The following is a 14,732-nucleotide window of genomic DNA, read 5'->3' on the forward strand; positions in this document are numbered from 1 at the left end:
CAGCTGCGCCTGGTAATTTGAAAGGTAAGGGCCTCTGTCGCTTTTCCGGCCATGAACTATGAACCATCAACTATGAACCCTCCTTCTTCTCCGGTTTCAACGTCCCTTTAAGCTGGGGGTTTTGGGCCGGCAGAGTGGCTACTTCTTTTAGTACCTCAGTTTGTTGCACACTTACGGCGTAGTCTGCGGGTTCAATATGGCTGCCAATGGCTTCGGCATAAACCTGGGTAAACTCGGCGCCTATATACAAAATTGCCGCGGTGTAATATATCCAGACAAGGATAATCAAAATGGATCCTGCAGCCCCGTAAGCAGAACTTTTTGCGTAATACTGTATATATAAGGTGATAAGCGATTGCCCTACCATAAACAGGATTGCTGTAAAAAAAGCCCCCGAACGCACATCCCTCCACTTGATTTTTACGTCGGGTAAAAATTTGAATATTATACCAAACAGCACCGAAATAATTATTAGCGTAATACCAAGATTAACCAGGTTTAAAAGCACTGTGGTTAATGCCGGTAAAAAATGAGTGATCCATTGGCTTACCGCGTTCATTACAACACTTATCACCAACGACACCAGCATTAAGAACCCGAGACTGATAATCAGTGAAAAAGAAATAAACCGGTTTTGAATAAGTTTAAGCCAACCCTTTTTGGGTTTTGCCTTAACCCGCCATATGATGTTTAGCGAATCCTGTATCTCGATAAAAATACTGCTGGCGCCAACAAGTAAGGTTATTATTCCGATAGTTACTGCCGTATTTGATTTGCCGGACAGCTGTAGTTTTGCTAATACATCCTGTATTTGCAGCGCCGCGTCCTTGCCAACGTAATGTGCGATTTGCGGGTACAATTTGTTTGATGCGGCATCCTGCCCCCAAACCACGCCCGCTATCGAAATAATAAGGATTAGCAGCGGGGCTATTGAAAAAATGGTATAGTAGGCTAATGACGCGCTTAATTTAAGGCCGTTATCACTGATAAACCCCATAAAGGTAGCCGCCAGTATTTTCCAGAGCTCTTTTACATACGCTATGCTGAAAACTTTCATGCCTGCTTTAAATGCCATTGTGAATTAAATTCTGTTCCTGTTTATTAACTATTATATACTGAATATTTAATAGCCAAAAATGTTTGCCCCGAAATTTTAAATCGTCATTATTAAATTGTTGCGAAGGGGATATCAAGCAGCGGATATTTTGCCCATCCGATAAAATCATAGTGCCACCATTCCGTGGCAATCACCTTAAACCCGTGGGCCTGCATAACGCCCTTTAGCAACTCGCGGTTGGCTATTTGCAGCGGGGTTAAATCGGTGTAATTAGCTGCAGCTTTGCGGCTAAAGCTATCAAAACCAGTTGGCATATCTAACTCTTTTCCCGTTTTTAAGTCGATCACGCTAAGGTCGATAGCGCAGCCCCGGTTGTGTTTTGAACCTTTACGCGGGTCGGCGACAAAATTGGTATCCGCGGCTATCTCATAAAATTTTTCGGTTATTGAGTAGGGGCGGTAACCATCGTATATTTTAAGACCGAGGCCTTTTGCTTTCAATTCGTCCTGCACATCCTTTAACGCCAATACTACCGGCAGCCTGGCAAAAGCCCGTGCCTGCGGGTACATGCGATGGTGGGTAAAGTTATTGGTGGTTGCGTACCGTATATCAAGCGCAATGCCCGGGATATATTTTTTTATTTCAACCAGCCGGGTTTCCGGATTCCGTTTAATATCGGCCGCGTATTTGGTTGGGCCCATTACTTTCGAGCTGTCGATATATTTATAATGCTGACCGAATGCGCTGCTCATGATTAATGTGAAAATTGCGGACAAAATAATATTTTTCATATCTAGCGGTGTGAAACAATCAGCAAGTCGAGGTCTTTGCAGGGAATTGAAAAACGCTCGCCGATATGTTTGTTGGTAAGCTGGCCTTTGTATATATAAACCGCATCGCGCATACCCGATTTTGCCCATATTAAATCTTTTAAACTGCCATGCTCACCTATATCAAGCAGTATGGGTGCGAAAATATTGGTAAGGGCATAAGTAGCAGTGCGTGCAACCCGCGACGCGATGTTTGGCACGCAATAATGTATAACATCATGCTTGCGAAAAACCGGGTGGGTGTGGTTGGTTACCTCTGATGTTTCAAAACAACCGCCCTGGTCAATACTTACATCAATAATCACCGAGTTTGGTTTCATGCGGCTAACTGTAGCTTCCGATACAATGCATGGGCTGCGGCCGTCTTCGGCGCGCATGGCGCCTATGGCAACATCGCAAGTGGTAACAGCTTTTTGTAAAACAATTGGTTGTACAACTGATGTGAATACTCGCGTACCAATATTGTTTTGCAAGCGGCGCAATTTGTAAATGGACGGGTCGAAAACTTTCACCTCAGCACCGAGCGCAATAGCCGTTCGCGCAGCATATTCGCCAACCGTTCCGGCACCTAATATCACAATCTCTGTTGGTGGAACACCGGTGATGCCGCCGAGCATTAATCCCTTGCCATCAAAAACATTGCTCAGGTATTCGCCGGCAATTAGTATAGATGTGGCACCAACAATTTCGCTCATTGCCCGCACCACGCTTAACGAGCCGCCCTCGTCGCGCAGGTGCTCAAAACAAAGCGCCGTTATTTTTTTGTTGATTAACGCATTTACAGTTTCAGCTTTAAGGGTTGACATTTGCAAGGCTGATATAAGCGTTTGGCCGGGCTTCATCAATTCGATTTCGGCCAGTGTTGGCGGGGCAATTTTTATAATGAGGTCGGCTTCGTATACTTTTTTAGTATCGTAAACAATATGGGTGCCTTGCTCACTGTAGTCCTTATCCGAAAAATTGGCGGCCTGTCCGGCATTGCTTTCCAGCATTACCTCGTGACCATTATTTATCAGCAAAGCCACAGATAATGGAGTAAGCGGGATCCTGTTTTCCTGGAAAGAAACCTCTTTTGGTATACCTATATAAAGTTTGTTTTTTTTGTTTTTAACCTCCAGCATCGATTCCTGGGGTTGCATCAACGCTTGTTTGGCAAGGTCCGAAAATCCACTATATTTCCCTAAGCTCATTGTGTATTATTTTCTGGCTGATGAAGTTAAGCAAAAATCGCTTTAAGTGTAAATTAAATTTGCTCAATAGTTACCTGCCGCGAATTGTCGGCCTGTACATTTATGGTAACCCGGTTATAATGCACCGGCAATAGATCGGGTATTTTTTCGGGCCACTCAATAAAACAGTACGCATCCGAGTAAAAATACTCCTCATAGCCCATATCCAGCGCCTCAGTTTGATTTTTAAGGCGATAGAAATCAAAATGGTAAATTTTATTTTTCGTGCCGATGTATTCGTTCACAATTGAGAATGTGGGACTGGTAACCGCTTCGGTAGTTCCTAAACATTCACATAGCGATTTAATCAGCGTGGTTTTGCCAGCACCCATATCGCCATAAAAAAGAAAAATACGGGAGTTGGTTGCAAATGAAATTATTTCGGATGCAATGGCGGGGAGTTGAGCAGGGGAAGTGGCGGTTAGATGCATAAAATATTACTAACTTTTCATCTGAACCACGACATGTGATCCAGATAAAAAGCAATGGCAAATAGATGCCAAATTTAATAAATTTTACTTAGGCCCGTACACGGCAATCGGTATCAGCATCTCCTCTAACGAAATACCCCCATGCTGGAATGTCTCGTTATAAAAGTTAACAAAGTGATTGTAATTGTTTGGGTAAACGAAGTAGCTGTCTTCCTTGGCAAATACAAAGCTGCTGCTTACATGTAGTTTGGGTAGCATGGCATCGTGCGGATTACGCACATGGAATACTTCTTTTGGGTTAAAATTTAAATTTTTACCCTGTTTGTAACGCAGGTTAGTATTGGTATTCCTGTCGCCGACAATTTTACTGGGGTTACGTACCCTTATGGTGCCATGGTCGGTTGTGATAACTACCCGTACTTGTTTCGACGCCAAAAACTTCAGTAAATCAAATAACGGTGAATGCTCAAACCACGACAGCGTTAATGAGCGGTAGGCGGCATCGTCGCTGGCCAGCTCGCGTATCATTTGCATATCGGTACGGGCGTGGCTCAGCATATCAACAAAGTTGTAAACGACCACATTTAGCTCGTTTTGCATCAGGTTGCTTACCGATTCGTTAAGCGCACGACCCTCGTCAATATTTAATATTTTATGATAGGAGTGTTTTACGTCCCTTCGCAGAACGCGTTTTATCTGGTCGGTAATGAAATCGCCCTCATACAGGTTTTTGCCACCCTCATCCTCGTCGTTCTGCCACATTTCCGGATAACGTTTTTCCATATCCAAAGGCATCAAACCCGAGAATATAGAGTTACGTGCGTATTGGGTAGCTGTTGGTAAAATGCTGTAATAGGCATCTTCCTCTTCCAGCCTGAAGTATTCGGTTAAAATTGGGTTGATGATTTTAAACTGGTCGTACCGTAAATTATCAATCAGGATAAAAAACACCGGGCCTTTTCCATCCAGCAAAGGGAAAACCTTCTTTTTAAATAATTGCGATGAATTGGTTGGGGCATTTTCCGGCTCTTTAAGCCAGCGCACATAATTACGTTCAACAAACTTACAGAACTGTACATTCGCCTCAGCTTTTTGCAGGGTCAGTATTTCATGCATACCGGCGTCCTCCAGTTTCTCGAGGCTAAGCTCCCAGAATATTAATTTTTTGTATACATCAATCCACTCCTGGTAGCTCAGGTTTTCGTTGAGCGTCATGCCGAGGTTGCGGAAATCCTGCTGATAGGCCATGGTGGTTTTTTCGGTAACCAGGCGCTTGTTTTCAGTAAGTTTTTTTATGGTTAGCTGTATTTGTTTCGGGTTTACCGGCTTAATAAGGTAATCGTCTATTTTTGAGCCTATGGCATCCTCCATCAAATACTCTTCCTCGTTTTTGGTAATCAAAACAATAGGTACATCGTTATTGATGTTTTTTATCTGCGACAGCGTTTCCAGCCCCGTTAACCCAGGCATATTTTCATCCAAAAAAACCAAATCGAAATGGTTATTTTTGAAAGCCTCAACAGCATCGTTGCCATTGGTTACCGTTGTAAGTTTGTAGCCTTTTTCGGTTAAAAACAATACATGGGGTTTTAAAAGGTCAATTTCGTCATCGGCCCATAATATGGTGGTATCCTGCATGGTATGTATATTTTGACCGGGATTAAAAGATTTTACTGATTTAATGGGATTAAGTCAGCTAATCATTGCCCAATCGGTGTAATATTTCAATCGGTGAAATCCCCTTGTATTCGGCGAAATCAGAACTTTAATAACCGCAAAGCACGGGTTTTGTTATTAATTATTAAAGGTATTAACATAAATTAACAAATAGACGACACTGCTATTACCTTTATTTAACATTTTTGCACAGCTTATATCCAAATTGAATAAAAAGAAAATAATCAACGACCCGGTTTACGGTTTTATCAGCATTCCAACGGAACTGATATTCGATCTTATTGAACACCCCTATTTTCAGCGGCTGCGCTATATTAAGCAGGTGGGGATGACGCATTTGGTTTATCCCGGCGCGCTGCATACCCGTTTTCATCATGCCTTGGGGGCAATGCATTTAATGAGTATGGCCATTGAAACATTGCGCAATAAGGGCCATGCCATCAGCGATGAAGAAGAGGAAGCGGTTACTATAGCCATATTATTGCATGATATTGGCCACGGCCCGTTTTCGCACGCGCTGGAAGAAAGCATAGTTGAACAAATTTCGCACGAGGATATTTCAACTCTGATTATGCAAAGGCTTAACCGCCAGTTTAACGGTCAGCTAAGCATGGCTATCGAAATATTTGAGGATAAATACCCGCGACGCTTTTTGCATCAGCTGGTATCGAGCCAGCTGGATATGGACAGGATGGATTACCTTAACCGGGACAGTTTTTTTACCGGCGTGTCCGAAGGCGTTATCAGTTCCGACCGTATCATTAAGATGCTCAACGTTGTTGACGATGCGATTGTGGTCGAAGAAAAGGGCATTTATTCAATCGAAAAGTTCCTCATCGCACGTCGCCTTATGTACTGGCAGGTTTACCTGCATAAAACAGTGATTGCCGCCGAGCAGTTGCTGGTAAAAATATTAAAACGCAGCCGCGAACTGGCTCTGCAGGGGGAAGAGGTTTTTACAACACCGGCATTGAGCATGTTTTTAAAGAAACCGGTAAGCCGTGAGGCATTTATGCGCGAAGATCATTACCTGGAAACTTTCGCCAGTCTTGACGATACTGATATTATGGCAGCTGTAAAAATATGGGCTACGCACAAAGATTTTGTATTGTCGAAATTGTGTACCGACCTTGTTCAGCGCGATTTATATAAGGTTGATATCACCAACGAACCGCCTCACGCGGCATTTGTAAGCAGCTTGATACAAAAAGCTATTAAAAAATACAATATCAGCGAGCACGAAGCATCATACTTCGTTTTTACGGATTCCATCCGCAATAAAGCGTACCGCTCCGACGATGGAAATATCTGCATCCTGATGAAGGACGGCTCGATAAAAGATATTACCCAAGCCAGCGATAATTCCAACCTCGAAGCGCTGGCAAAAACGGTGAAGAAGTATATTGTTTGCTATAAAAAAGAATTGGTGAACGGTTGATTAGGTTAGACTAAGTTGATTAGTTGTAGCTGAAAACCCATCACAATGAGGGTTTTCAGCCAAATTGAACACCCGCATAATCAACCAAATCAACTACTTGCTTGCTTGAATATTAACACATAAATTTGCCGGATGCAATTTACCGCACAGCAACTAGCTTTAATGCTTAATGGAACAGTTGAAGGTGATTCCTCAGTGCAGGTAAATCAACTGGGGAAAATAGAAGAGGCCCAGGCAGGCTCACTCTCATTTTTGGCTAATCCCAAATACGAGCAATACCTTTATACCACCGGAGCCTCAATTGTTATTGTAAATAACGACCAGGCGCTTGCCGAGCCGGTTAATACTACACTTATCCGTGTGGAGAACGCTTACATGGCTATATCCATGCTGCTTGATGTATATAACAAGCTGAAGCTCGATAAATCAGGCATTGAACAACCCAGCTTTATCCACCCATCGGCAAAGCTCGGCGAGAATGTTTATGTAGGGGCATTTGCCTATATAGGGCCAAACGTAACTATAGGTAACAATTGCAAAATATACCCGCAAACTTATATTGCAGATGATGTGGTACTGGCAGATAATGTTACCTTGTTTGCAGGTGTAAAAGTTTATTTTGATTGCAAAATAGGGAACAATGTCATCATCCATTCCGGTACCATTATCGGCGCCGATGGTTTTGGCTTTGCGCCGGTTGGCGACGGCACCTACAGCAAAATACCGCAGATAGGGAATGTAGTTATCGAAGATGATGTTGAAATAGGCTCAAACACCACTATCGACAGGGCAACAATGGGCTCCACCATTATCCGCAAAGGGGTAAAGCTCGATAACCTGATACAGGTGGCCCACAATGTGGAAATCATGAGCAACACGGTAGTGGCGGCACAAACCGGTATTTCAGGCAGTACCAAGGTTGGCGAAAATTGCATTATCGGCGGGCAGGTTGGCATTGTTGGTCATATCAGCATTGCAAAAGGCACGCAGGTACAGGCGCAATCGGGGATAAGCCGCACGCTGGCCGAAGAAAATAAAAAATGGATGGGCTCACCGGCGCAGCCATACGCCAATCACATGCGATCGCAAATTGTAATAAATCGCCTGCCTGAGTTGGAAAAGAAAGTTAACGAGCTTGAAAAAATAATAGCAGAACTTAGGAAAAGTCACTAGGTCATTGAATCATTGTTCATAGGCTGTTTAATAGTAATATGCCAGGGCTAATGACCGAATGACTTAATGACCGAATGACAAATATAAGATGAACGTAAAACAAAAAACTATTAAAGCACCGGTTTCGGTTTCGGGTACCGGTTTACATACCGGGCAAAGTGTTACGCTTACTTTTAACCCTGCCCCCGAAAATCACGGCTATAAGTTCAGGCGGGTTGATTTGGAAGGGTCGCCGATAATTGATGCCGATTGCGACAACGTTACTGATACTTCGCGCGGTACTACTATTACGCAAAATGGTGCCAGCGTTAGCACTATCGAGCACGTACTTGCCGCATTGGTTGGGCTTGAGGTAGATAACGTGCTGATAGATATGGATGCCCAGGAAACCCCGATAATGGATGGCAGCTCGATTCAGTTTGTTGATGCCATCAAAGATATGGGGCTTGTTGAACAGGAAGCCGACCGTGAATATTACCACATTCCCTATAACATACATTACTCAGAACCCGATCGTAAGGTTGAAATGGTGGCCATGCCTTTGGATGATGATTACCGCTTTACCTGCATGGTCGACTATAACTCGCAGGTACTGGGTAGCCAGCATGCCAGTATATCAACCATTGCTGAATTTAACAAAGAAATTGCATCATGCCGCACTTTCTGCTTTTTACATGAGCTGGAAATGCTGTTACAGCACAACCTGATAAAAGGAGGTGACCTAAACAATGCCATTGTAGTGGTTGACAAGGAAGTTGATGAAGAGGAATTGGCACACCTGGCAAGGGTATTTAATCGTAAAGACATAAAGGTTGCCCCGCAGGGTATATTGAATAATATTGAGCTTCGTCACCAAAACGAGCCGGCAAGGCACAAGTTGCTGGATATGATTGGCGATTTGGCGCTGGTTGGGGTTCCGCTGCGCGGGCATATTATGGCGGCAAGGCCGGGACATGCCGCAAACGTGGCGTTTGCTAAAAAGATAAAGTCGTTAATTAAAAAGGAACGCAGCCGCAAGCATATAAAAATTTACGACCCGAACGCTAAACCGGTGTATGATACCGTTGATATCATGAAAATATTGCCGCACAGGCAGCCGATGTTAATGATAGACAAGATACTTGATTTAACAAAGAGCCACGTGGTGGGGTTGAAAAATGTAACCATGAACGAGGATATATTCCGCGGGCATTTTCCGGGTACGCCGCTGTTCCCCGGGGTGTTACAGATTGAGGCGATGGCACAAACGGGTGGTATATTGGTGCTGAATACTGTGCCCGACCCGGAAAATTATATTACCTTGTTCCTGAAAATAGAAAATGCACGGTTTAAATCGCCGGTAGTACCCGGTGATACAATTATATTTCATTGCAATTTAATAGCACCGATAAGGCGCGGAATTGCACAAATGAAGGGAATAGGCATGGTTGGCGAGCGTGTGGTTGTTGAGGCCGAATTAATGGCGCAAATAGTTAAAAAAACAAAAACTGAAGAAGCATGATTCAGCCTTTAGCATACATACATCCACAGGCTAAAATAGCCGATAATGTGGTAATTGAGCCATTTGTTACCATACACAAGGATGTTGAAATTGGCGAAGGCACATGGGTGGGTTCAAACAGTACCATTATGGATGGTGCCCGGATAGGAAAAAACTGCCGGATTTTTCCGGGTGCTGTTATCTCCGCACCGCCGCAGGATTTAAAATATAAAGGTGAACAAAGTACCGTTTCGGTAGGCGATAATACGGTTATCCGCGAATGCGTAACCCTTAACCGCGGAACAGCGCTCGATAAAAACACTACTACCATCGGCAGTAACTGCCTGTTAATGGCTTACGTGCACGTAGCGCACGACTGTGTGATTGGCGATAATGTTATTATTGCAAACTCGGTACAACTGGCTGGTCATATAAACGTATACGATTATGCATTCATAGGCGGTACATCTGCCGTACACCAATTTGTTGAGATTGGTGCACACAGCATGATATCCGGCGGTTCGCTGGTACGTAAAGACGTCCCGCCCTACACCAAGGCTGGTCGCGAACCATTATCTTATATCGGTATAAATTCAGTAGGCCTGCGCCGCCGCGGTTTTTCGGCGGCAACCATCAACGAGATACAGGAAATTTATCGTATCATTTTCCTTAAAAAGTATAACATGACCAAAGCCCTTGATATCATCGAGGCCGAATTTAACCCAACTATTGAGCGCGACGAGATCATTAACTTTGTGCAAAACTCACAACGGGGCATAATGAAGGGGTTTGGGAATTCTTAAGAAGTTCATAGTTGACGGTTCATAGTTCATGGTGGCTTCGCTCATCTTTAACTTACCGCCAATAAGCTATCAGCCAAATCGCTTCCGGCTATGAACCATGAAATATGAACTATGAACTCAATCTCCATCTCCCTCCAAAACATTGGCCGCCGCTTTAACCGCGACTGGATTTTCCGGGGGGTTGACTATACGTTTACCGGCACTAATTCGTATGCTATTCTGGGGCCCAACGGCTCGGGTAAGTCGACTTTGCTGCAGGTTTTAAATGGCAGTTTGGCGCCGTCTGTTGGGAAGCTTAAATACACTTATAACGATGCTGAAGTTGAGGCAGGTGAGGTTTACCAACACCTAAGCCTCGCTGCGCCATATCTTGAACTGATCGAGGAATTTACCCTTAACGAGGTAATCGATTTCCACTTTAAATTTAAAGGCTATAAAGCAGGGATTGACAAAAATGGGGTGATTGAGTTGCTGGGTATGCAAAGCAGCAGAAACAAAATGATACGCTATTTTTCTTCAGGCATGAAGCAGCGGCTTAAACTGGCGCTCGCATTTTGTTCGAATACCCCCATGCTGATGCTTGATGAGCCAACTTCTAACCTGGATAGCCAAGGGGTCGATTGGTATTTAAGTCTTGTTCAAAAATTTGCAGCTGATAGGTTAACCATCGTCTGCTCAAACCAGCAGCATGAGTATGGATTTTGTAAAGAACAGTTGAACATATCGGATTACAAGAAAGAGGCTAAAGGCTAAAGGTTCAAGACGTCAAACCAAACAAAAAAGACTTGCAAAACTTTTAAATTTTGCAAGTCTTTTTTATATCCGGTAAACCTATTACCTCAAAAAGCTATAGATATGCTTCTCTCAATCTTATCAGCCGTATCCAGTGCATAAATTTCATTACCGGGTAAACCGGGTCGAACTCAAACCACCTGGCGGCAAAGTTGGCGTTGTTGGGGCGCTTGTGGTGGTTGTTCTGGAACAATTCGCCAAGCATAAAGAAATCAAACGGGGTTGAATTTTTTGATTTGTCGCCATTGTCAAAGTTAGCGTAACCATATTTGTGGCCACACCAGTTAACAATAGCGCCATGAATAGGCCCCATCATAAAATGGATTGGCAATAGTAAAAACATCCACCAATGAGTAGCGAAAAAAACATAAAATGTCACATATAACAAGCCGAATACAATGCGGGATAAAATAGTTGAACCCCAGTAATCCAGCAATCTCCACTCAGGATAGTTACCTTTAAATTGTGCTTCCGGTTCTTTTAACCGTTTTTCGTAAAGCTTATAACTCTGTGCGGTGCGCCACATCATCTGGAAAACGTCGCGGAAAAAATATGGCGAATGCGGATCTTTTTCAGTGTCGCTGAATGCATGATGTTCGCGGTGCATAATAGCATAGGCACGCGGGTTTAAAAACGACGATCCCTGGCAAATGAAGGTTAACAGGTGAAAAATCCGTTCGTTAATTTTATGAGTGCTAAACATTTTATGAGATGCATAACGGTGCAGGAAAAATGTTTGAAAAAATAATGAGAGGAACCAATGGGCCAGGAAAAATATTAGAATAACCACAAGTATATAATATAATTGGTAATAAATTGTTTTTGTAACCAGCTGCAAAGATACGATTAATATAATTTGACATACATTATATTAGCGTGACCTTCGTCATTAATTACGTAGAAATTGCCCGGATGGATTTCGGCCAGGCGCGGAGGTCGCTGATCTGCAGTTTTTTGAAAGCGTAAAGTTGAGTAAACAGAATCGTTTTTCTACAGGTCTTATGCCTGCCCCTGGTGGTATTTATAATGCAATTGTTTCAGGGTCTCCTCAGATGCCTCATCGGTTGAAATGCCATAGCCTGATACAAATATTCCCTTTACACCTGCGGGAGATGCCAGCGCATAAACCGTTGCTTCGTCGCCAGGATCCGACGCGCCTTCGTAGCGGTATAAATCAACTATTTCAAATTCATCGGCAGGGTATTGCTGTTCGCCTGCTACAAAATGGGTTTCCTTTAAATTTAAATCGAGTGAGAAGCCTTGTTTTTTAAGCTCGTCGATAGCTTCGGTAACGGTGGCGTAATGGAATTTTTGTTTCATAGCGGTAAGTTTTGATGCGATGTAAAATTAAGCATAAATTTTTACCGCTGCTTATTATTGTCAACCAAGTGTTTCGCATATCAGCGTATCTAAACTTCTCACGTCAACAAAATCATCCCCGTTCAGGGCTCCGGCATTTACATGTGAATCCGTACAAATAAGTTTTTTAATGACACCGCAGTTTTTTAATTTTTGCAACCCATCGTTTACAAATAAGCCGTGGGTTGTTATTACAAAAATATCGGATGCTCCGGCGTCTTTGTAAGTTTTAGCCGCATTGATTATGCTGCCGCCCGAGCGTATCATGTCATCATAAATTATTACTGTTTTACCGGCTACATCTGCATTTATCGCGCTTACTTCAGTCTGGTCGCCTTTTAAGCGGCGTTTTAAGATAAACGCCGCATTTACACCCAGTTCATTGGCTAATGATTCAACCCATTTGGCCCTGCCGGCATCGGTACTGGCCATCACAAAATTATCGCCACCATATTCAATAGCGGCTTGTATAACAATGCTTTTGCAATAAATATGAACGGGATAAAGTCCGTTTTCAAAGTAGTAAGGAATACCTTCTGAATGAATATCGAAAAGGTAAACGCGGTTGCCCCTGTTGCTGCGCGGTATGGCCGACAACAGCATAGCCCGGGCCTTCGCTGTAACAATTTCGCCCGGTAAAACGGCCCTTTCCATTGTGGAGTAGCCGAAATATGGAATAACGAGTGACAATGAACCCGCGCCGTAGCTAACCAATGATGATGCCAGGTCGAACAGCTCAAGCGTCGACTCATCGTTCACAGTTCCTCCGATAATCACCACATCCCGGTTGTCAACATTGGTAAGGATACGCTGGTAGCGTTCGCCATCAGTAAAATTATCCGTCTCGAGTAGGCCTTGCTCAAACTGCCCGCAGGCCATAACTTTTTCCGCAAGGTATTTATATTGCTTTATGTTGAAGAGTATCTTTTTCATACAGAATGTTACCTGTTTAAATTGGCCTTCACCTCTTCAAACGTTAATTGTTTTACTATTTCGCCATTTTCAAAAACTGTATGCAGTTCATCCGCAAAGCTTTCATTGCCGGCTTCTGTAACTGTCCTAAAATCACCGTTAATTTTAACCAGCTTTAACCGGCCGCTTTTGCTCTTTTTAAAACTGGCGGTAATATCGCCATTTGCGTTCATTTCGGTTGGGATTTTTGATACATTTACCTCTATGCCGTTTATTACGGCGCTGCTGCATTTTAACGCGAAACGCTGCGTATCCCTGTCGACTTTTTGTAATAGCGCCCCGCCCATCCCCAGTACCAGGTTTTCGGCGCTGATGCTGGCTTGTTTAAGTGCGGCGTAAATTATTTTTATGGATTCATAATTTACACCATCGCCTTGTATTACCCTTAATTGGGGCGGCAAGACTTTATAACCTTTTGAGTTTACTGTATAACCGAATTTATTAAAAAGTATTTCGAATATTTCCAGGAGCGTCATCACCGGGTCGCCGCTATCCGGGCGGATAACAAGTGTGCCGTCCCTTTTTAGTATCTCTTCTTTAAGGTCTTCACCCCAATACTCTTCACACGCCCTGAAGATATTGTAACTGTCGCTCACGCAGGCTATAATGCCGGTTGGGAAAGTCTTTAATACATGTTTAAATACTTCCAACTCACCCTCCTTACCCAATAGGGTGCAAATGCTATGTTCAGTGGCGGGTATACTCAGGCCGTATACTTTTTGCGCATCATAATAATTGATTGCCATTGTCGATCCTGCCAAATTATCGCTGCCGTTAAAATTTAACAAGTGTGCTGCACCGCCAAGCTTGGCGCTTTCAACACTGCTAACCCCTCGAAAACCGAAATCGTTAAGCACAAAATCGATCCCGGCTTCGGCGCCATCGGTGGCGGTTTCTGTATAATAGCCGGTAACTATTTTTTTTACCTGGTTGCTTAATGTTGATACGGTGCACGGGTACCAAACCTGCATCAGCAGGGTTTCTAAGAAATTAGTAAGCCAATAGCATTCCGGATCGGTGTTTTCTATGGTCATTAACACGTTGCCAACGGGCACCCGGGTGCCTTCAGCTACTGCCTTAATTTTAACCGGCAGCCTGCCCTTGTACTTATCCAAAATGTATTGGAATTTACTTTTATCAAAAACATCGCTGCGACCAAAAACCTGTAATAAGAAACCTTCAGCCTCATCGAGGTCGGCTTGGGTAAAAGCTTCACCGGCCAGGTATTCTTTCAAAAAATATTGCAGGCCAAAAAATACGGTTTCGTCAAACATACCGCCCCGGCTTTCAAGGTAGCTGTATATTCCCGTGGTGCCGGGGTAGTATAGTTTATGATGTGCATATTTATAAGCATCGGCCAGCAGGACCAAATTTTCGCGTTTCATAATTTTATTCAAGTGCCCAACTATTTTTAAAGGGATCGATATTTCGTTTAAAAAGTAACACCGACAGTCCTTCCTTCGAAGTGTATCCAAATACAACAGCATCGAC

General features: G+C 43.4%; 14 protein-coding genes. 5 read left to right on the forward strand and 9 right to left on the reverse strand.

Translation table 11 applies throughout. The features are described from left to right. Window positions 1-70 precede the first annotated feature (70 nt). The 5 genes from Q0R52_RS25870 to Q0R52_RS25890 form a co-directional block, all read right to left on the reverse strand. On the reverse strand, window positions 71-1,075 hold the full coding sequence (locus Q0R52_RS25870; RefSeq protein WP_295800638.1) for a YihY/virulence factor BrkB family protein: 1,005 nt from the start codon (window positions 1,073-1,075) through the stop codon (window positions 71-73). 92 nt (window positions 1,076-1,167) lie between these two features. Beyond that, window positions 1,168-1,809 carry a M15 family metallopeptidase gene (locus tag Q0R52_RS25875; RefSeq protein ID WP_295800641.1) on the reverse strand — a complete coding sequence of 214 codons (642 nt, stop codon included), beginning with the start codon at window positions 1,807-1,809 and terminating at the stop codon, window positions 1,168-1,170. A gap of 41 nt (window positions 1,810-1,850) precedes the next feature. Then, on the reverse strand, window positions 1,851-3,077 hold the full coding sequence (locus Q0R52_RS25880) for an alanine dehydrogenase (protein ID WP_295800644.1): 1,227 nt from the start codon (window positions 3,075-3,077) through the stop codon (window positions 1,851-1,853). A gap of 53 nt (window positions 3,078-3,130) precedes the next feature. Then, entirely contained in the window at window positions 3,131-3,547 is a 417-nt protein-coding gene (gene tsaE, locus Q0R52_RS25885) for a tRNA (adenosine(37)-N6)-threonylcarbamoyltransferase complex ATPase subunit type 1 TsaE (RefSeq protein ID WP_295800646.1), read from the reverse strand. An 84-nt stretch (window positions 3,548-3,631) separates the two neighbouring features. Then, window positions 3,632-5,185 (reverse strand): PglZ domain-containing protein, encoded by a 1,554-nt coding sequence (locus tag Q0R52_RS25890; protein ID WP_295800650.1) that lies wholly within the window; start codon window positions 5,183-5,185, stop codon window positions 3,632-3,634. Between the two features lie 244 nt (window positions 5,186-5,429). Between Q0R52_RS25890 and Q0R52_RS25895 the strand changes: the two genes are divergently transcribed. From Q0R52_RS25895 to Q0R52_RS25915, 5 genes are all read left to right on the forward strand, one after another. Next, complete coding sequence (locus Q0R52_RS25895; protein WP_295800653.1) at window positions 5,430-6,662, forward strand: HD domain-containing protein; 1,233 nt, start codon at window positions 5,430-5,432, stop codon at window positions 6,660-6,662. Window positions 6,663-6,794: 132 nt separating this feature from the next. After that, window positions 6,795-7,835, forward strand: coding sequence for a UDP-3-O-(3-hydroxymyristoyl)glucosamine N-acyltransferase (gene lpxD, locus Q0R52_RS25900; protein WP_295800656.1), 1,041 nt, complete (start codon window positions 6,795-6,797; stop codon window positions 7,833-7,835). A gap of 88 nt (window positions 7,836-7,923) precedes the next feature. Next, a complete protein-coding gene (locus Q0R52_RS25905) occupies window positions 7,924-9,336 on the forward strand; it encodes a bifunctional UDP-3-O-[3-hydroxymyristoyl] N-acetylglucosamine deacetylase/3-hydroxyacyl-ACP dehydratase (protein ID WP_252793360.1) in 1,413 nt (470 codons plus the stop codon). Continuing rightward, window positions 9,333-10,118 (forward strand): acyl-ACP--UDP-N-acetylglucosamine O-acyltransferase, encoded by a 786-nt coding sequence (lpxA, locus tag Q0R52_RS25910; protein WP_295800660.1) that lies wholly within the window; start codon window positions 9,333-9,335, stop codon window positions 10,116-10,118. Before Q0R52_RS25905 ends, lpxA begins: the two co-directional genes overlap by 4 nt. 111 nt (window positions 10,119-10,229) lie before the next feature. Next, window positions 10,230-10,871, forward strand: a complete 642-nt coding sequence (locus Q0R52_RS25915; protein ID WP_366520949.1) for an ATP-binding cassette domain-containing protein — start codon at window positions 10,230-10,232, stop codon at window positions 10,869-10,871. A 94-nt stretch (window positions 10,872-10,965) separates the two neighbouring features. Here Q0R52_RS25915 and Q0R52_RS25920 read toward each other — a convergent pair whose 3' ends face one another. The 4 genes from Q0R52_RS25920 to Q0R52_RS25935 form a co-directional block, all read right to left on the reverse strand. Then, a complete protein-coding gene (locus Q0R52_RS25920; RefSeq protein WP_295800662.1) occupies window positions 10,966-11,700 on the reverse strand; it encodes an acyl-CoA desaturase in 735 nt (244 codons plus the stop codon). A 209-nt stretch (window positions 11,701-11,909) separates the two neighbouring features. After that, entirely contained in the window at window positions 11,910-12,230 is a 321-nt protein-coding gene (locus Q0R52_RS25925) for a phosphoribosylpyrophosphate synthetase (RefSeq protein ID WP_295800665.1), read from the reverse strand. 60 nt (window positions 12,231-12,290) lie between these two features. Then, window positions 12,291-13,202: a ribose-phosphate diphosphokinase gene (gene prs, locus Q0R52_RS25930; protein ID WP_295800668.1), complete on the reverse strand. Its 912-nt coding sequence runs from the start codon at window positions 13,200-13,202 to the stop codon at window positions 12,291-12,293. An 8-nt stretch (window positions 13,203-13,210) separates the two neighbouring features. After that, a complete protein-coding gene (locus Q0R52_RS25935) occupies window positions 13,211-14,626 on the reverse strand; it encodes a nicotinate phosphoribosyltransferase (RefSeq protein WP_295800670.1) in 1,416 nt (471 codons plus the stop codon). Window positions 14,627-14,732 lie beyond the last annotated feature (106 nt).

This window comes from Mucilaginibacter sp. (genome assembly GCF_025359345.1).
Classification (GTDB): Bacteria; Bacteroidota; Bacteroidia; order Sphingobacteriales; family Sphingobacteriaceae; genus Mucilaginibacter.